At 64.5% G+C, this 18,232-nt stretch carries 18 protein-coding genes; 13 read left to right on the top strand and 5 right to left on the bottom strand.

The genetic code is table 11. The features are described 5' to 3' along the window. The first annotated feature begins 63 nt into the window (after positions 1-63). From AC3ANQ_RS10685 to AC3ANQ_RS10665, 5 genes are read left to right on the top strand one after another with little or no spacing between them, the layout of a single operon-like run. Positions 64-1,152 carry a LolA family protein gene (locus tag AC3ANQ_RS10685; RefSeq protein ID WP_488305033.1) on the top strand — a complete coding sequence of 363 codons (1,089 nt, stop codon included), beginning with the start codon at positions 64-66 and terminating at the stop codon, positions 1,150-1,152. Beyond that, entirely contained in the window at positions 1,149-2,135 is a 987-nt protein-coding gene (locus AC3ANQ_RS10680) for an ABC transporter ATP-binding protein (protein WP_488305032.1), read from the top strand. Before AC3ANQ_RS10685 ends, AC3ANQ_RS10680 begins: the two co-directional genes overlap by 4 nt. Positions 2,136-2,151: 16 nt before the next feature. Beyond that, complete coding sequence (locus AC3ANQ_RS10675; protein WP_488305031.1) at positions 2,152-2,997, top strand: ABC transporter permease; 846 nt, start codon at positions 2,152-2,154, stop codon at positions 2,995-2,997. Positions 2,998-3,024: 27 nt separating this feature from the next. Further along, a complete protein-coding gene (locus AC3ANQ_RS10670; protein ID WP_488305030.1) occupies positions 3,025-3,645 on the top strand; it encodes an L-threonylcarbamoyladenylate synthase in 621 nt (206 codons plus the stop codon). Continuing rightward, positions 3,642-4,307 (top strand): alpha/beta hydrolase family protein, encoded by a 666-nt coding sequence (locus tag AC3ANQ_RS10665; protein ID WP_488305029.1) that lies wholly within the window; start codon positions 3,642-3,644, stop codon positions 4,305-4,307. The genes AC3ANQ_RS10670 and AC3ANQ_RS10665 overlap by 4 nt, the downstream gene beginning before the upstream one ends. 14 nt (positions 4,308-4,321) lie before the next feature. Here the strand turns inward: AC3ANQ_RS10665 and AC3ANQ_RS10660 are convergent, their stop codons facing one another. The 3 genes from AC3ANQ_RS10660 to hrpB form a co-directional block, all read right to left on the bottom strand. Next, the gene (locus tag AC3ANQ_RS10660; protein WP_488305028.1) at positions 4,322-6,499 is read right to left on the bottom strand and encodes an elongation factor G-like protein EF-G2; all 2,178 of its coding nucleotides are present in this window, start codon (positions 6,497-6,499) and stop codon (positions 4,322-4,324) included. A 120-nt stretch (positions 6,500-6,619) separates the two neighbouring features. Then, the gene (locus AC3ANQ_RS10655; RefSeq protein ID WP_488305302.1) at positions 6,620-7,372 is read right to left on the bottom strand and encodes a M50 family metallopeptidase; all 753 of its coding nucleotides are present in this window, start codon (positions 7,370-7,372) and stop codon (positions 6,620-6,622) included. Positions 7,373-7,438: 66 nt separating this feature from the next. Further along, positions 7,439-10,159 (bottom strand): ATP-dependent helicase HrpB, encoded by a 2,721-nt coding sequence (hrpB, locus tag AC3ANQ_RS10650; protein WP_488305027.1) that lies wholly within the window; start codon positions 10,157-10,159, stop codon positions 7,439-7,441. Between the two features lie 83 nt (positions 10,160-10,242). On the opposite strand from hrpB, the gene AC3ANQ_RS10645 reads away from it, so the two are divergent. The 4 genes from AC3ANQ_RS10645 (at position 10,243) to AC3ANQ_RS10630 (ending at position 12,664) form a co-directional block, all read left to right on the top strand. After that, positions 10,243-10,428, top strand: coding sequence for a hypothetical protein (locus tag AC3ANQ_RS10645; RefSeq protein ID WP_488305026.1), 186 nt, complete (start codon positions 10,243-10,245; stop codon positions 10,426-10,428). 143 nt (positions 10,429-10,571) lie between these two features. After that, entirely contained in the window at positions 10,572-11,432 is an 861-nt protein-coding gene (locus AC3ANQ_RS10640; protein WP_488305301.1) for a slipin family protein, read from the top strand. 33 nt (positions 11,433-11,465) lie between these two features. After that, on the top strand, positions 11,466-11,924 hold the full coding sequence (locus AC3ANQ_RS10635) for a hypothetical protein (protein WP_488305025.1): 459 nt from the start codon (positions 11,466-11,468) through the stop codon (positions 11,922-11,924). Positions 11,925-12,058: 134 nt separating this feature from the next. Continuing rightward, on the top strand, positions 12,059-12,664 hold the full coding sequence (locus AC3ANQ_RS10630; protein ID WP_488305024.1) for a DUF305 domain-containing protein: 606 nt from the start codon (positions 12,059-12,061) through the stop codon (positions 12,662-12,664). 75 nt (positions 12,665-12,739) lie between these two features. Here the strand turns inward: AC3ANQ_RS10630 and AC3ANQ_RS10625 are convergent, their stop codons facing one another. After that, positions 12,740-12,982 (bottom strand): hypothetical protein, encoded by a 243-nt coding sequence (locus AC3ANQ_RS10625; RefSeq protein ID WP_488305023.1) that lies wholly within the window; start codon positions 12,980-12,982, stop codon positions 12,740-12,742. Positions 12,983-13,388: 406 nt separating this feature from the next. On the opposite strand from AC3ANQ_RS10625, the gene AC3ANQ_RS10620 reads away from it, so the two are divergent. From AC3ANQ_RS10620 to AC3ANQ_RS10610, 3 genes are all read left to right on the top strand, one after another. Then, the gene (locus AC3ANQ_RS10620; protein WP_488305022.1) at positions 13,389-14,531 is read left to right on the top strand and encodes a CehA/McbA family metallohydrolase; all 1,143 of its coding nucleotides are present in this window, start codon (positions 13,389-13,391) and stop codon (positions 14,529-14,531) included. A 122-nt stretch (positions 14,532-14,653) separates the two neighbouring features. After that, positions 14,654-15,697: an NAD(P)-dependent alcohol dehydrogenase gene (locus AC3ANQ_RS10615; protein ID WP_488305021.1), complete on the top strand. Its 1,044-nt coding sequence runs from the start codon at positions 14,654-14,656 to the stop codon at positions 15,695-15,697. A 152-nt stretch (positions 15,698-15,849) separates the two neighbouring features. Then, the gene (locus tag AC3ANQ_RS10610; protein WP_488305020.1) at positions 15,850-16,437 is read left to right on the top strand and encodes a TMEM175 family protein; all 588 of its coding nucleotides are present in this window, start codon (positions 15,850-15,852) and stop codon (positions 16,435-16,437) included. Between the two features lie 66 nt (positions 16,438-16,503). Here the strand turns inward: AC3ANQ_RS10610 and AC3ANQ_RS10605 are convergent, their stop codons facing one another. After that, a complete protein-coding gene (locus AC3ANQ_RS10605) occupies positions 16,504-17,022 on the bottom strand; it encodes a GNAT family N-acetyltransferase (RefSeq protein ID WP_488305019.1) in 519 nt (172 codons plus the stop codon). 145 nt (positions 17,023-17,167) lie between these two features. Here AC3ANQ_RS10605 and trxB point away from each other — a divergent pair, with 145 nt between their 5' ends. Beyond that, positions 17,168-18,145 carry a thioredoxin-disulfide reductase gene (trxB, locus tag AC3ANQ_RS10600; protein ID WP_488305018.1) on the top strand — a complete coding sequence of 326 codons (978 nt, stop codon included), beginning with the start codon at positions 17,168-17,170 and terminating at the stop codon, positions 18,143-18,145. Positions 18,146-18,232: the final 87 nt, after the last annotated feature.

Genomic DNA, 18,232 nt, shown 5'->3' with positions numbered 1-18,232 from the left:
ACAGCACCAGGAGTAGTCTGGAAGCATGAACTTCCCCGATGGTGGATGGTTCGCGAGGTTGCCATGACTCGCCCCTGGTTGCGTTGGTTGCCTGCCGCGATGGTTCCGGTAGCCATTGCCGCGGCAGCCCTGGCTGGTTCCTACCAGGCGGGAGCTGCAACGAGCCTGCCGCACAAGACGGCCGCGGAAGTCATCGCCATGATCGGGCGCTCCGAAGTCCGCGCTTTGTCCGGTACGCTTCAGCAGAATTCCGAACTGGGACTCCCCCAACTCCCCTCCACCGGACCTGCTGCCACTCAGGGTCCAGCTTCCGTGATAGAACTCTTGAGCGGATCACACACGGCCCGGGTCTACTTGGACGGCCCCTCCAAGGCCAGGTTCCAGGTGATGGACATGCTCGCCGAGCGCGATCTCGTCCGCAATGGCAACGATCTCTGGCTCTACAACTCGGCCGACAACAGCGCGGCGCATGTGACGCTGCCTGCGCCGCCCAAGACCGGCAGCCCTGCCCCGCACGCGACACCAACCCCCGGAATGGCCACACCTGACGTCGTCGCGCAGCACTTCCTCGCAGCCGTCGAGCCCAGCACGGAAGTGGCCGTGGGCGACGGAACCACTGTGGCCGGACGCACGGCCTATCAGTTGGTGATCAAGCCACGCAGTACCGGAACTCTCGTCGACTCCGTGACGATCGCCGTCGACTCCGCCTCCGGCCTGCCGCTCGGCGTCGATGTGCGTGCACGGGGCCAGGCCGCAGCAGCCTTTTCGGTTTCCTTCACTGACCTGAACCTGTCCGCGCCCGACGCCGGCCTGTTCAGTTTCACTCCACCTCGCGGGGCCGCCGTGGAAGAGAAAGCATCTCCACAACTGCGTACCCTGCCCGGAAAGACCGGCCAGGCACCGCTTGCGAAGGCAGCAACTGGCCGGCCCACGATCACGGGCAGCGGCTGGGACGCGGTGATCAGCTTGCCGGCAGGCACAGTGCCGACTGATGTCCGGGCTGCCCCGATGTTCGCCCAGCTCACCCAGGCAGTGCCGGGCGGGCGCGCGCTGACTACCAGCCTGTTGTCTGTATTGATGCTCGACGACGGCCGCGTCTTCGCGGGAATGGTCCCACTTGAGCGGCTGCAAGCTGCAGCCGCCCCGCAATGACGGAGGCATCCCCGCCAGCTGACCTGGCGATAGAAACACGGGGCCTCAGCAAGCAGTTCGGCCACCGGGCCGCGGTCGACGGAATCGACCTGGCAGTTCCCCGCGGATCCGTCTTTGGCTTCCTCGGCCCCAATGGTTCCGGCAAGACCACCACCATCCGTTTGCTGCTTGGCCTGGCGTCCGCAACAAGCGGCAACATCCGGGTCCTTGGCGGGGAAATGCCACGCCAGCTAGCAGCAGTCCTGCCCCATGTTGGCTCCTTGGTGGAGGGGCCGGCTTTCTACCCCTTCCTGTCCGGGGCCGCGAACCTTCGGCGACTGGACAGCGCCGACCCGCATGCCTCCCCGTCAACCCGGGCGGCACGGGGTGACGAAGCACTCGAGCGCGTGGGGTTGTCCCACGCCGCAGGCAAGAAAGTCCGCGCCTACTCCCTCGGGATGAAGCAGCGCCTCGGGATCGCACATGCGCTGCTGCGGCCGAGGGAGCTCCTTGTCCTCGATGAACCCACCAACGGCCTGGATCCACAGGGCACCAGGGAGGTGCGCAGCCTGGTCCGTTCCCTCGCCGCCGGAGGAACCACGGTGTTCGTTTCAAGCCATCTCCTCGCGGAGGTGGAGCAGATGTGCACGCACGTGGGCGTCATGAGCGTGGGCAAGCTCGTGGCACAAGGAACCCTGCGGGAACTCCGGGCCGCAGGGAAGGCCACCATCCGGCTCCACACGCCTGATGTTGAGGCCGCCGTCCGTGTCCTCTCGAGGCTCGGCCTACAGTCTGAACTGTCAGCTCCGTCGCCCGGCTCGTCCGGTCCCGATGGCCAGAGTCTTGTCAGCACCGGTTCACAGGGGCACGATGTGGCGCCCGAGGAGATCGTGGCGGCCCTCGTCGCGGACGGCGTCCGAGTCCGGGGCTTTGGCGTGGAGAACGCCAGCCTGGAGGAGCGCTTCGTCTCCCTCACCGGGGAGGGCTTCGACATTGCTGGCTGAACGCGGGACTGAAGCCATGACTGCCGCGCCGAAGGGCCGGCCATCAAGCTCGTGGTCCCTCATGGCCTCCGAGCTCTCGGTACTGTTCAGGCGGCTACGGACGTGGGCCATGCTGCTGGCGCTCGCAGCCATTCCCATTCTCATTGCCGCGGCGGTCAAACTGAGCTCACACCCGGTGGCTCCGGGCCGGGGTCCACCTTTCCTGGATCGGATCACCCAAAACGGGCTTTTCGTTGGCGTGACAGCGCTGGTGGTTTCGGTGCCATTGTTCCTGCCCCTCACTATCGGGGTGGTAGCAGGCGACACGATTGCCGGAGAAGCGAACCTGGGCACACTCAGGTACTTGCTCGTCGCCCCCGCGGGACGCGTCCGCCTCTTGCTGATCAAATACACCGCCGCCGCCGTGTTCTGCTTGGCAGCGACCCTGACGGTCGCCGCCACCGGTGGGTTGGCCGGCGTCGTACTGTTCCCGGTGGGCCCCGTCACGCTGCTCTCGGGCGACACTATCGGCGTCGGCGAATCCGTAGTGCGTTCCCTGCTGATTGCTGCGTACATTGCCGTCTCTCTGCTGGGGCTGTCCGCTATCGGGCTGGCAATCTCCACCTTTACGGACATTCCCGTCGGTGCAATGGCGGCCACCGTCGTGCTGTCCGTGGTGTCGCAAGTGGCCGACAATTTGCCGCAATTGGAGTGGCTGCATCCTTGGTTGTTCAGCCACTACTGGTTGGGCTTCGCTGATCTCCTGCGCCAACCCATCTCATGGGCGAGCTTCGGAGACAACGCCTTGCTGCAAGCGGGTTACATCCTGGCAGCCGGGGCGTTGGCCTATGGCAAGTTCACGAGCAAGGATGTCCTGTCCTGAAGTACGGCCTGCCCGTAAGCTCTTGGCATGGCAAGATTCTTCGATGTTCACCCGCAGGACCCCCAACCACGCGCAATTGCCCAGGTGGTGAACATCTTGAAGTCGGGCGGACTGATCGCCTACCCCACCGATTCCTGCTACGCACTCGGCGCGCAAATTGGCAACAGGGAAGCCCTCGACCGGATCCGCTCGATCCGCCAGCTGGACGGCAAACATCATTTCACCTTGGTCTGCAAGGACTTCGCACAACTGGGGCAGTTCGTCATGATTGACAACGATGTGTTCCGAAGCATCAAGGCCGTCACGCCGGGAAGCTACACATTCATCCTTCCTGCCACCAAGGAAGTGCCGCGTCGGCTCCTGCACCCCAAGAAAAAGACAGTCGGCGTGCGCATTCCAGACCACACCTTCGTCCAGGCGCTGCTGGCCGAACTGGGTGAACCGCTCCTTTCCAGCACCTTGTTGCTCCCCGACGAGGAGGAGCCCTTGACCCAGGGTTGGGAAATCAAGGAACGCTTGGACAACCTGGTGGAAGCCGTGATCGATTCAGGGGACACCGGCGCGGAGCCCACAACCGTGGTGGACTTCTCAAGCGGCACAGCGGAAGTGGTCAGGCGCGGCACCGGCGATCCCTCCCGTTTCGAATGAGCGTCGACGAAACCCGGATCGCCATCGACGTCGACGGCGCACCGATCTCCGGCATCTACGCCCGGCCTGCCAAGCCGTTCGCGACCCTCGTGCTCGCCCACGGAGCGGGAGCGGGCATGGAGCATCCCTTCCTGGGCGGCCTCGCACGCGCATTGAACGACGACGGCGTCGCAACCTTGCGATTCAACTTCCCCTACCGGGAAGCCGGCAAAAGGTTCCCCGACCGGCCACCTGCGGCGATCGCGGCGTGGCGGGCCGTCATGGCGGAAGCGGCGTCCCGTTCAGAGGGCGAGCCGCTCTGGGCGGCAGGGAAGTCCTTCGGTGGTCGCATGGCGTCGATTGCAGTAGCCGAAGGCATGCCCGCGGCTGGACTCGTCTACCTCGGCTACCCCTTGCACCCGCCGGGGAAACCAGAGAAGCTGCGTGACGAGCACCTCTACGGGCTCACCCTGCCCATGCTCTTCCTGCAGGGCACTCGAGACACCTTCGCAACGCCCGAGTTGCTCGAAGGCGTTGTTTCCCGGATTGGCCCGACGGCCGCTATCGAGTGGTGGGACGGCGGCGACCATTCCTTTGATCGCGTGGGAGTCAAAAAGAGCGCCGCGGATGTAGGTGCCTCTTTGGCGGGGCCGGTATCAGCGTTCCTTCGCGGGAACGGCTGAGCCGATGCACGTCATCAAGACTTCGCGGCGGCAATTGCAATACCAGGAGGCAGCGGCTCATGCCGCAGGTACTCCCGGCGGAATCGCCCACTGCCCGCGGTCAGTCCCCGCAACACGATCGCGTACCGCAGCAATTCCTGTTCCGGAACTTCGGCGCTGATTTCAGTACTTTCCCCGCCCACGGACGTCGTACCGGTGACACGCCCGCGGCGGGAAGACAGATCACTCATGACGGCGCCCACGTGATCGTCTGCGACAAGGACGGTAACGGCCGAAATCGGCTCCAGGAGTTGAATGCTGCTGGCCGCAGCGGCCTCCCGCAATGCCAAAGCGCCAGCGGCCTGGAAAGCCGCGTCCGAGGAATCGACACTGTGCGTCTTGCCACCCACCAGGGTCACCCTGATGTCGACTACCGGGAAGCCTGCCCGCACCCCTTTGTTCATTTGGGCCCGGACGCCTTTCTCGACCGAAACAACATAAGTTCCGGGGATGACTCCGCCGACAATCCTGTCGACGAATTCGAAACCTGCCCCGCGTTCAAGGGGTTCCACTTCGATATCGCAGATCGCGTATTGTCCGTGGCCTCCCGATTGCTTGACATAGCGGCCGTGGCCGGCGGCTTGGGCGGCGAAAGTCTCCCTGAGCGGGGTGATGACGTCCACCGTTTGCAGCTTCACCCCTTGTTCGCGCAACCTGTCGAGGACCGCTTCCGAGTGTGCCTCTCCCATGCACCACAAGACCAGCTGGTGGGTTTCAGCGTTCCGCTCCACCCGCAGGGTCGGATCGCCCGCCGCGACTTTGGCCAGGCTCTTGGATAGTGCATCCTCGTCGCCGTGAGAGGCCGCTTCGATCGCGACAGGCATCAGCGGCTCCGGCATGTCCCAGGTTTCCACGAGTAGCGGAGCCTCGCGGGCGGAAACGGTGTCTCCCGTTTCGGCGCTCGCTACCTTCGCCAGCGCGCAAATGTCCCCGGCCACGGCGAAAGGCACCGGCCGGAGGCTGGACCCCAACGGGGAGTAGAGGTGCGTGATCCGTTCGTCGCTGTCGTGGTCGGGATGGCCCCGTTCGGCCAGGCCGTGCCCGCCCACGTGAACGGCAGAGTCCTCGCGAAGCGTCCCCGAGAAAAGCCGGACAAGGCAGACACGCCCCAGGAATGAGTCAACGGTAGTCCGCACCACTTCGCCAAGGAGCGGGCCGTCTGGATCGCACGTGAGCGGTTCGACGGGTGTCCCACCCAAGTCGGTTACGGTAGGCTGCCTACGCTCAGTGGGCGACGGAAACGCCCGCGTCAGGACCTCCAACAGTTCGGCCGTGCCGACGCCGGTCACGGAGGACGTTGCCAGCACCGGGAAGAACGTCCCCCGGACGATCGCGGTCTCCAAGTCCTCCACGAGGGTGTCGACGGGGACGTCTTCGCCGCCAAGGTACCGGTCCATCAGCGTCTCATCCTCGCTCTCCGAGATGATGCCCTCGATAAGCTCACCCCGGGCACCGTCCGAGCCGGCCAGTTCCTCCGCAGCCGCAGGACGTACTGCGGGTCGCGGATCCCCGGGGGTGTACTCAGACACCGAACCGGAAAGAAGCCCAAGCAATCCCGTGACAGTGTCACCATGGCGGACCGGCAAATGGAGGGGCAGGACCGAATCACCGAAGGATCTGCGGCATTCAGCGAGGACGGCATCGTAGTTCGCCCGTGGATGGTCAAGACGGCTGATCACTACGGCCCGGGGCATGCCGACGCGCTCGCATTCGCTCCACAACGCGGTGGTCCCGGCGTCGACCCCGTCAACGGCCGACACAACGAACAACGCCGCATCCGCCGCACGCAGCCCCGCACGCAACTCGCCCATGAAATCGGCGTAGCCCGGGGTGTCGAGAAGGTTCACTTTGACGTCGTCGAACACGAGGGGTGCTGCCGAAAGACCGATGGAACGTTGCTGGTGGATGGCCGTCGCTTCCGAGTCACTCACGGTGGTGCCTTCGACGATCGACCCCATTCGGGTTACCACGCCGGCGGCGTAGAGGAGGGACTCAAGCAGCATCGTTTTCCCAGCACCCGAGCGGCCAATCAAGACAACATTGCGGATATTCTCGGGCCGATCGGCTGACGTTGCCGAAGCGTCCGCGCGCCGAAGATCGGGGTTGGTCCGGTTCGACCCCTTCGTCGCACTGCCTGAGCCTTTCACCGACATGAGCACCTCCTGGAGTAGAAGCCGAATCCCCCGCGTCCCTTGCTAACCGATTCCACACCCTCGACCGGCGCACGGCAAGAGGAAAGCCAACTCACGGTCCTGAAACCGCGCCCGCAAGGGCTAGGAGAGCATGCCCCACACCATGCGAACGGAAAAGGCGGCGCTCGCGGCAATGACTACCGCGAATGCCACGAGCCACACCAACGACGGCACCCCGGTGGAACGGGCCAGGATGTAGGCGTCGGACGACGCCAGCCGATCCCGACGCCGGGTGTGGACCGATACAACCTTGAACCAATCCCGTACGGCGCCCACTTCCAAGGCTATTCCGAGTCCCAACACGACGTGGCTGACCGTCGAGGCGCCAGCGAACATGAGAAGCAGTTGCGCGATCGCCGCGCTGAGGAGCGCAACGAAGATTCCTGTGAAGTTCCGCAGGAAGATGAGGGCGACCAGCAGCACCAACGCCCCAATGGACATGGCCGCTGCCGACCGTCCTGCGAACACAGACCAGATGAGCGCTACGCCCACCACGGCGGGACTCGGATATCCCCAGAACCCGGACCAGGCCGCTCCGAACTTGCCACGCCCACTGCTGAGGAGTTGGCCCGAGTGGTCGAGCCCAATCTTGAGCCCGTGAACGATCCGACCCGTCATGAGGGCAGCGAACGCGTGTCCGAGTTCATGCACGAACGTCACATAGAGGCCAAACCAGCGCCACGTGGCCCGCGGGATACTCAGTACGACGGCTACCGCGAGGATGCCCAAGACAACGGGCGTCGAGAAGTTTGGGACCTCCGGCGTGGTGAATCCCCGCACCACAGCTTGCCACCAGTCGTTGGCCAGGTCAGCGGGACGCAATTCCATGTTCATCACCGTGGCATCCTAGAGAAGAAGCCTGTGAATGCCTCCCAGTCCTCAGCCAGGCCACTCCCCGGGTCACATCCTCTGCTTGGTCTTGGCCGTAGCAGGCGCTGTCCAAGGGTCTTCAGGCCAGGGATGCTTTGGATAGCGGCCGCGCATCTCCGCGCGGACCTGGGCGTAGGGGCCGGACCAGAAGGAAGCCAGGTCATCCGTCACGGCCAGCGGTCGCCTGGCAGGGGAAAGCAGGTGGAAGAGCACCGGCACCCGCCCGCCTGCCAAGCGGGGCGTCTCAGCCCAGCCGAAGCATTCCTGTAGCTTGACGGCCACCACCGGCCGGCCGCCGTCGTCCGCCGCGTCCGGATAGTCGATCCTCACCCGCGAACCGCTCGGCACGTCAAGCCATTCCGGCGCCAGATCACCGAAGCGCGCCGCCTCTGGCCACGGCAACAGCCGCCGTAATGGCTCGGCCAGGTTGATCGCGTTCGTGGCGGCGCCTCCAGCCAACGCTTCAAGCTCCGGTGCCAGCCATCGGTCCAGACTCGTCAGCAACGCCGGTTCGGAAACGTCCGGCCATGGATCACCCAATTCCCGGTGCAGCAAGGCCAGGCGCCTGCGCAGCGCATCCGCCGCCGTCGACCATCCGATCGTCTCCAAGCCGTCCTTCGCCAGGGCGCGGGCTACGGCAGCGCGTCCCTCTTCCACGGACGGCCGGATCGGCGTCGACGAAAGCACGATCGCGCCCAACCGCCGTTCCCGCCGGGCGGCAACCCGGCCCTGCTTGAATTCTGCTTCCACAGTGTCGCTCAGGAGGTGGCTGGCGGCAGCTTGCGCCGAGTCCGCTGCCAGGGGCGCGGCGGAACGGATGACCGCGCCGGTCCCTGCCGCATCCCGGCCCTCGGCGCGGGACACTTCGGCCACTGCGAGCCATTGGTGGCCGGCAAGCGGACTTCCTGCCGGCAGCCCGGCGCGCGTCCCGGAAGTGAGCAAATAGCGCTCAGGCCCGGAGCCAGGAACGCGACGCGCCACACGGTCCGGGAAAGCAAGGGCGACCACGAACCCGAGCACTTCCGCGGGGCTCGCCGGAGAAGTCAGGCTCGCCCGTGAAGACAGGGAGCGTACGACGCCGGAGCCCTCCTGGCGGGCGATCGCCTCCATGCGTCGGACATCCTCCGCCCAACGTACGGCTGCGGGGTCCTTGCCAGACCGGAGCAAAGCAAGGAGGCGAGTCAGATCAGCGCCAGGAGGGCGCTGATCCCCCGCAACGAGTGCAACGGCCTCAGCCGCCGCGCGACGCCCGACGACGGCGGCGCCATCGAGCAGTGCGCGGGCCAGGCGCGGATCGGCGGGAATCCTTGCCAGGGTCTTTCCCACGTCCGTGGCCAGTCCATCCGCGGAAATCGCGCCGAGTTCCCGGAGCACTTCCACCGCATCATCCATCGCGGCTTGGGGCGGCGTGTCTGGAAGGGCCAGTCCCCGGCCACGCGGCGATCCCCAACAGGCCAGGACCAGGGCGGCGCCCGTCAGGTCCGCGGACGCAATTTCCGGGGTGGGGTGGGCTGGCGCCGCTCCAAACGCCTTTTGCTCGTAGCAGCGGACCACCCGTCCGGGCCCCTGGCGTGCCGCGCGTCCGGCACGCTGTTCCGCGGACGCGCGGGAACAGGAGACCGTAACCAGGCCGGACATGCCGCGGTTGGAGTCGCGCCGCAACTCGCGGGATAGCCCCGCGTCGATGACAAGCCGGACTCCCGGAACAGTCAGGGAGGATTCGGCCAATGCGGTAGACACGATGATCCGGGGAGGTCCGCCATGTTCCCGCCCGGAAACTGCCCGGTCTTGTTCTGCCGGGCTTGCCTGTCCGTGGAGCTCCAACACCTCCGCGTCCGGTACCCTCGCAGCGAGGCGGGCGCGCAGCCGGGACGCGACGTAGGACACCTCCCATGCACCGGGGACGAACACGAGGGCGTCGATGTCGGGCTCGGCCGCGAGCGTTTCGGCGTACGACGCCGCCGCCGTATCCGCCACATGGTCCAGGAAAGCGCGGGCCACCCCGCGTGCATCCATTCGCGGCACGGCCGCGGGTGCCCAGTCCACCTCCAAGGGGTGCAGCGCGGAAGGGCAGTCGACGACCGGAGCCGGTCCGGCGCCGTCGTGCTCTCCGGTTCCGCCCTCCCCGACGGCGGCACGCCCGATCAGCGCAGCGAACCGTGGCGCGTCCAAGGTTGCCGACATCGCCACAAGGGCGAGGTCTTCGCGCAACTCACGGACCTCGATGAGCATTCCGAGCAGCAGGTCTGTTTCCAATCCCCGTTCGTGAACCTCGTCAAGAATCACGGCGTTGATGCTCTCAATCCCTGGATCGGCAAGCAGTCGGCGCAGCAGGATTCCCGGGGTGACGAACTCGATCAGGGTTCCCGGACCCGTCTTGCTTTCTCCCCGGACGGTGTACCCGACGCGGTCACCCAGGCGGCTACCGTCGAGGGCGGCGAGGCGTCGTGCGGCCGAGCGCGCAGCAACCCGGCGTGGCTGGGTCACCACCACGCGGGGGCGTTCATCCACGTTGACGGAGTCGGCCGCGATATTGGCAAGCAGGGGCGGAACGAGCGTCGTCTTGCCGGTTCCTGGGGGCGCTTGCACGACGGCGGTTCCAGCCGCCCCGCTTGCGCCGAGCGCTTCAGCGAGTTCTTCCAACGAGTCCGCGAAAACGAGTCCTGCTCCGATCGCGCCAAGGTCAAAGAGTCTGTAGGCAAGCGCGGCGTCCGGCGGGACGAGTGGGGAATTCACTCCTCCATTGTGCATACATGCGGAACCGAGCCGGAAAGGTGGACTGCTTACCGAATCGGGAGGACGATTAAAGGGCAATCGCTAGAAGGAGGTCAGTGATGTGCTACGGGTACTACAAAGATTTCCAGCGGGACACCAGGAAAGATGCCTCACGGGAATCCGAGGAACGTCCTGAACCCAAGGTGGACACGAAGGACTTCACGTTCTGGGCCTTCCCACGCCGCCGCCGTGAGTTCACGAACGATCCGGAACCGGTAATCGACCGGACCCGCGAGAGGGTCTAGCCCAAGAAGTGAAAGGAATGTCCTGGCTGGGGCGTTCCTTTCATTACGGCGGCATCTCGGCTCCTGTTTCAGCTGCACTGCAACTCCCCGAAGTCTCACCGCCACGAATTCAACAGCGCCTAGGAACGGAGCCTGAGGTGGCTATGACGGCGGACTCCATCACCCTTCTCATAGTGCTCATTGTCGTAGCGGTCATCTGGTTCGGGATGGCCGTCCACATCGTCACGCAATACGAACGCGGCGTCCTGTTCAGGCTGGGAAGGGTCCAGCGCGTCAGGTCACCTGGCCTCGTCGTCATCATCCCGTTCGTTGACCGGCTGAGGAAGGTCTCCCTGCGGATCGTCACCGTGCCCATCCAGTCGCAGGGCATCATCACCCGGGACAACGTCAGCGTGGACATTTCCGCCGTTGCCTATTTCCGGGTGGTGGACGCCATCAAGTCCGTCATCGCGATTGAAAACATCCATGCGGCCATCGACCAAATCGCCCAAACCACGCTTCGAAAGGTTGTGGGGCAACACACCCTCGACGAAACGCTCGCGGAAACGGACGTGATCAACGCCAACATTCGCCAGATCCTGGACGGGCTGACCTTGGAATGGGGCGTCGAGGTGACACTGGTGGAGTTGAAGGACATCCAACTGCCGGACAGCATGAAGCGCGCCATGGCCCGCCAGGCGGAAGCTGAGCGCGAGAAGCGCGCCAAGATCATCGCCGCCGAAGGCGAATCCTTGGCCGCAGCCGCACTGGGCCGGGCCTCCGACACCATGATGGCCCACCCCTTGGCGCTGCAGTTGCGCAACCTCCAGACCATGGTGGAACTCGGCGTAGACAAGAACACCACGGTGGTCTTCCCGGCTCCGTTGATGAGCACCATCAACGAGCTCGGAGCATTCCTTGCCCGGGAAGCGGCCTCTGCGAAAGCAGTTCAACCGCCCACAGCGGAAGACTCAGCAGCGTCGCCGCCCAGAACCGACGTAGCAGCGCCCGGCCTGAGCCGGTAGCCTTACAAACACAAGTTCGGAAGGAGGAAGACCATGACCGACCCCCTACGGGGCCGCGCCACAGCCTTCCTCCGCCATATTGGCTTGCTGGCCGCGCTCCTATCGATCATCGCCGGAATCCTCGGGATGCACGTAATGGGCGCCAGCCACAGCATGCACGGCCTCGCGAGCGGGATCGACGTCGAAATGGCGGGCGCCCACGGTGGCCACATCGAGCCATCGGGTGATCCATCGCCACCGGCCGGCGCGTCCGTCCGGCAATTGGCTCAGCTGCCCGCATCGCATTGCACCAGCTCGGGCACCTGTACGGCGATGTCGGCCATGGGTGCCGTCTGCGTACCTGCCCCGAGCCATGACTCGCTCACGGCACCTTTGCCAGGCGTCCTGCCATATGCAGATCAACGCACCAGGGAGCCGGGCTCACAGATTGCCGGCTATTCGCACCGTCCGGGAAGTCCTTCCCCGGGGGATCTCTGCATCAGTCGCACGTAAAATTCGCGGCCGCATCGAGCCGTTCGGCCCGCTGCACAAGACTTCACCCTGACGCGCCGCCCGTTAGTGGGCTTGCTGTGCGCGTCCCACGCAGCCGCACCTTTTCCGGCTGAATGATTGAAGGACCCCAAACCATGAAGAAGACCTTGACCATGACCTCTTTCGCCTTTGCCGCGGCCATCGCGCTGGCCGGCTGCGCAGCCGGAACCGGCGGCAACAACATGCCCGGAATGAACCACGGAAGCACCCCCTCGTCCCCGCCTGGTTCGGTGGTGGGCGCTGCCGGAGAGCACAACGCAGCGGACGGAGCCTTCGCTCAGATGATGATCCCGCACCATGCCCAGGCCGTTCAGATGAGCGACGTGGTGCTCGCAAAGAAGGACATCCCCGCTCCGGTGACCGCACTCGCTGGGAGGATCAAAGCAGCCCAAGGCCCCGAGATCGAGAAAATGACCGGCTGGCTCAAAGCCTGGAACGAACCCGCCGAGATGTCCGGCGACCACCCCATGAGCGGAATGATGGGCGATGAGGACATGAAGGAACTCTCGGCCGCCCAAGGGCTTGAAGCAGCCAAGCTGTTCCTCACCCAGATGATCGCCCATCACCAAGGGGCCGTGGTCATGGCGCAGAAGGAAAGCGCTGATGGAAAGAACGCGGACGCACTCAAGCTGGGCAACGGCATCGTGTCGGCACAGGAGGCTGAGATCAAGGAAATGAAGGAGCTGCTGGGAACCCTCTAGCCGAACAGCACCGGTCCACCCGGGCTTGACTGGGTGGACCGGTGCCCCTGGCTGGAGTAACGGTATCGGCGCTGGTCAGGCCGTGACGTCTACAGAAGTGTTGTCAGCTTCAAACACGGCTTCGGCTACATCTTCCCGGAGGTGGTAGTCCCTGGCTTCGACTGGATACAGGGAGCCACTGACCACGTAATAGCCACGGCCTTCCCCTGGCCCGCCAGCCGCGGAGTCTATGGCAGCTATCAGTTGTGGTTCCAAGGGCTGTTTGCTGCCGAGTTCCCGCAATCTAGCGAGGTCCTGGGCCTCCAGGCGACTGATCAAACCCGGAATATCGCACATCTAAAACACCGTCCTGTTCGGTCCGTGGGAAAGGTTCGCGCCGTCGCCCCAGCCGTAGGTGCATGCCAAGAACAGTAAGCCCGGGAATCGTCTGTGGCAAGGGTCCAACCGGGACGGGTCCACTAAATGGACGCCGCTTGCTGCCGCCCGTGGTTTCATGCGGCGTTCTTGGCTCCATTGCCTACTGTTCAGTAACGGTCGGCAACATCGAGGGGGTGAGTTCACCATGCAAAGCCCATTCGAGCGAAAATGTCCCCTTCCCCGCAACCCGGCGCGGTTTTCTGGCCGCCTCTCTGACAAGCGCAGCTTTGACCCTGGCACCGGTTTCCTTCGCGGCAGCCGCTACCGGAACCAGTATGACCAAGACGATCGCCGGCCATCTGGACCCGTGGGTAAGGGCACCTGGAACGTTGTTCTCGGTCCGTACCAGGTCGCCGAACAGGGCCTTGACTACACCGTGAATGTCACGCTCGAGTATGGACCGGACGGTACGCCTTTCAAACCCCAGTATCCGGCGCAGCAGATCGCCGGCCGCGGCGCAGGATGGTGTCGCGGCGACGCGCACCTGCACACGGTCTACTCCGATGGAAAGCGCACCCGCGAAGAGGTGGCAGCGGGCGCCCGCGCCGCGCGGCTCGACTTCATGATCTCCACGGACCACAACACACCGGCGTCGCACGGCGTCTGGGGACCGCTCGCGGGCAATGACCTGCTCATCCTCACTGGCGAGGAAGTCACCACGCGCAACGGTCACTACCTCGCCCTCGGCCTGGAGCCCGGCGAGTGGATCGACTGGCGCTACCGGGCCCGCGACAAGGGATTCGAGAAGGAAGCCCAGCGGATCCACGCCTCCGGCGGGATTGTTGTCCCGGCACATCCGTATTGCCCCTACGTCGCCTGCCGCTGGAAGTTCGGGTATGACGACGCCGACGCGGTCGAAGTGTGGACGGGCCCGTGGACCCTGGACGACGAGTACTCCGTCAACACGTGGGACTCGATGCTGGCCCACTCCGCGCGTACAGGCGGGCGATGGCTTCCAGCCATGGGCAACAGCGACGCGCACAGCGTCCCCCAGGTCATCGGCTGGCCCCACAACGTGGTCAACGCCGCCGCATTGTCCCGCGATGCCCTGCTGGACGGCATCCGCAATGGCCGGAACTGGATCGCCGAGTCCGCGGACGTCTCGGTGGACTTTAAGGTCACATCCGGAGGCAAGAGCGCGACGGTCGGCGATCGTCTCGACGTCGCGGCAGACGCTCCAGTCACCGTGACGGCGAAGATCGCAGGGGTGCCGAACGGCGTCGTGCGCTTCATCACGGATGAAGGGCAGACCCAGCAGATCACGCTTCCCGCGTCGGGCCAAGGCACCAGCACGTGGCTCACCACCCCCCAACTCGCGGCGTACGTGCGCGTCGAAGTCAGGCACCCTAAGGCCGACGGTACGTCGGGCAGCGGTACTGAGATGGGCGCGAACCTCCCGCTCGGCCCCATGGCAGCGTTGACCAACCCGATCTTCCTGGGTAAGAGCTAGTCCCGAACAGATCCGATTCCGAGGGAGTCCCTGCCAGTACCCCTACCAGCAGGGACTCCCTCACATCGGAAATCTCCTGTTGGATGGATAGTGTCAATCCTCCGTCCATAAACAGGAGAAACATGCTTACCGTGAATGCTTACGCCGCCCCTTCCGCGAGCGAGGCCCTCATCCCGACCACCATTGAGCGCCGCGACGTCGGCGCCCACGACGTGCTGATCGAGATCAAGTACGCAGGCATCTGCCATTCAGACATCCACACCGTCCGCGGCGACTGGGGACCGCAGTCCTACCCTCTTGCTCCCGGCCATGAAATCGCCGGTATTGTCACGGAAGTCGGCGTCGAAGTCACCCGCCACAAGGTCGGCGACCGGGTAGGTGTTGGCTGCATGGTCAACTCCTGCGGCGAATGCGAGAACTGCCGCAAGGGCGAGGAGCAGTACTGCCTCAAGGGCATGACCGGGACTTATGGCGCCGTCGACCGCGACGGGACCATCACCCAGGGCGGATACTCCACCCACGTTGTGGTGACCGAGGACTTCGTGGTACGGATCCCTGAAGGAATAGAGCTCGACGCCGCCGCTCCCCTGCTGTGCGCAGGCATCACCACCTATTCGCCACTTCGGCACTGGGGCGCGGGTCCCGGCAAGAAGGTCGCCGTGGTCGGACTCGGCGGCCTGGGCCACATGGCCGTCAAGCTCGCACACGCAATGGGCGCCGACGTCACGGTGTTGTCCCAGTCACTGAAGAAGATGGAAGACGGCCTGCGCTTGGGCGCAGACCAGTACTACGCCACGAGCGATCCTGCAACGTTTGAATCGCTCGCCGGCACTTTTGACCTGATCATCAACACCGTCAGCGCCCCGATCGACATCAGCTCCTACTTGCAGTTACTGGCCCTCGACGGCGCCTTGGTGAACGTGGGCGCACCCGCGGAGCCGCTCCCGGTCAACGTGTTCTCGCTCATTACCGGACGGCGCTCCTTTGCCGGATCCGCGATCGGCGGCATCCGCGAGACCCAGGAAATGCTCGACTTCTGCGCCGAGCATGGACTCGGTGCCGAGATCGAGGTCATCCCGGCAGACAAGATCAACGACGCCTACGAGCGCGTGCTCGCGTCCGACGTGCGGTACCGCTTCGTCATTGACACGTCCACACTGGGCTAGACCTGATTCGTCCCTCCCAAAAGTCCCTGCGGGGCACTCGCAATGTCGCTCTGGCCGCGTGCTTGTGCCTCGTGGGGGCTTTCTGCTGTCCGCGAGCATCTCTTGGCCACGGGAGTCCGCACCAACGATGATGTCCCCATGAAGGCAACCCGATGAACAAGAACCGGCTCGAGGCATTCAGTGACGGCGTCCTCGCCATTGTCATCACCATCATGGTGCTCGAACTGCGGGTACCCCCGGAACCAACCTGGACCGGCCTGCTGAGTGTCCTCCCGACATTCCTTAGCTACCTGCTCAGCTTCGTCTACGTGGGGATCTATTGGAACAATCACCACCACCTGATCCACTTGGCCGATCGAGTCAACGGCGGGATACTCTGGGCAAATCTGCACCTGTTGTTCTGGTTATCGCTCTTCCCGTTCAGCACACGTTGGATGGATGAATCGGGGTTCATGGAGGTCCCCGTGCTGGCATACGGGTTCAACCTGCTCTTCGCCGCCATTGCCTACTTCGTCCTGCAGCAGGCGTTGATCCGTCAGCAGGGGCGGCAGGGGGCTCTCGCCCAGGCGCTTGGCCGGGACTGGAAGGGAAAGACGTCGCCCCTCATCTATTTGGCCGGTCTTGGCCTCTGCTTCGTGCATCCATTGCTTGCCGTCGCCGCCTACACTGTGGTGGCGCTTATCTGGCTGGTTCCGGACCGTCGCGTTGAACACTTTGTCATCCGCGCACAACAAGACTGACGCGCGGGGTTTGAACCGTACAAAGCGCGTCCTGTACCAAATGGCGCCGTGCACGGACTCGCCGCTTCAGACCCGGCGCGAGCGCCGCTCAAGCAGCAGCGTATCCTGCCATTGGCCGGCCAGGGGCCCCGCGTTCATGCGCGCGATGCGCTCACGCCGGCCAACGATGGTGAAGCCATTCGCTTGGTGAAGGCGGATGCTGGCCTGATTTTCGGGGAAAATGCTGGATTGGATGGTCCAGATGCCATGCCGTTCGGTCGACGAAGCCAGAGCTTGCAGGAGCAGGCTTCCGACGCCCCGCCCACGCGCAGACCCGGCGACATAGACGGAGTGTTCGACGACGCCGGCATAAGCCGGGCGGGCTGACACCGCAGAAACGGCCGTCCAACCCAACACGTGACCGGATACTTCGGCGACGAAGCGGTGATCCGGAAGGCGGCTTGCGTTGAATTGTTCCCACTCCGGGGCAGCCACCTCGAAGGTGGCCTGCCCGGTCTCGATGCCCTCGGTAAAAATCGCACGGACCTCGGGCCAATTCTCAGGACTCATGGGCCGGATCAGGACGGCTCCGGCTTCGCTAGACATTCACCCATTATGCACTTGGACTGACGGGCCCTTGATTGAAGTCCCAGTCCTTGTTGCACTTGTCTATGCGGCCCGCTGGGTCCTCAGACGCTACTTCGCCCCCGGCCGCCGTCCTCGCCGCAATATTGACACATCAGGAGCCCCCATGAGCAAAGAACAGTTGATCATCATCGGATCCGGTCCAGCCGGCTACACTGCGGCAATCTACGCAGCCCGGGCGGGCCTGAATCCCGTGGTCCTTGCCGGATCGGTCACCGCTGGCGGCGCGCTGATGAACACTACGGATGTGGAGAATTTTCCCGGTTTTCCTGCCGGCATCCAGGGCCCCGAACTCATGGATGGCCTGCAGGAGCAGGCCGAGCGCTTCGGCGCCAGGATAGTGTTCGACGACGTCACTGAAGTCCAACTGGCAGGGCACCTGAAGCGCGTGGTCACCGGGTCTGGCGATTCCCACAAGGCACTGGCCGTGATCCTTGCGACCGGCTCCGCCTACAAGGAGCTTGGCTTGCCGGAGGAGAAGAGACTCAGCGGGCATGGCGTCTCCTGGTGCGCCACGTGCGATGGCTTCTTCTTCCGCGAGCAGGACATTGTCGTGGTGGGCGGAGGCGATTCGGCCATGGAAGAGGCAACGTTCTTGACCCGGTTCGCGAAGACCGTGACCGTCGTCGTCCGCAGGGAAGAGCTCCGAGCCTCGCGGATCATGGCCCAGCGGGCCAAGGACAATCCGAAAATCCGCTTCGCCTGGAACTCTGCCGTCACCGCCATCCACGGCGAGGCCAAGGTCACCGGCGTGACCCTGGCTGATACCCGCACCGGTGAAACGCGCGAACATGCGGCTACGGGCATATTCGTGGCCATTGGACATGTCCCTCGGACTGACCTTGTTGCAGGCCAGGTGGATCTCGACGCCGAAGGCTACATCAAGGTTGACACCCCCACCACGGTCACCAATCTTTCCGGGGTCTTTGCCTGCGGTGACGCGGTGGACCACCGCTACCGCCAAGCCATTACGGCCGCCGGCACAGGCTGCGCGGCTGCTTTGGATGCAGAGCGGTATTTGGCTGCACTTGAGGATGCTGACAGCATCGCCACCGCCCTCGTCGAAGAACCAACCCACGCGTGAGAAGCGCATTCTCAAGCTATACCTAAAAACTACTTTTCGGCACGCCTAACTTAACGGTATCCTCATCATGTTCGTATCCCCGATGTT

The organism is Arthrobacter sp. DMZ02-1R (assembly GCF_057747935.1).
This window is presented reverse-complemented; position numbering and strand designations above follow the sequence as displayed.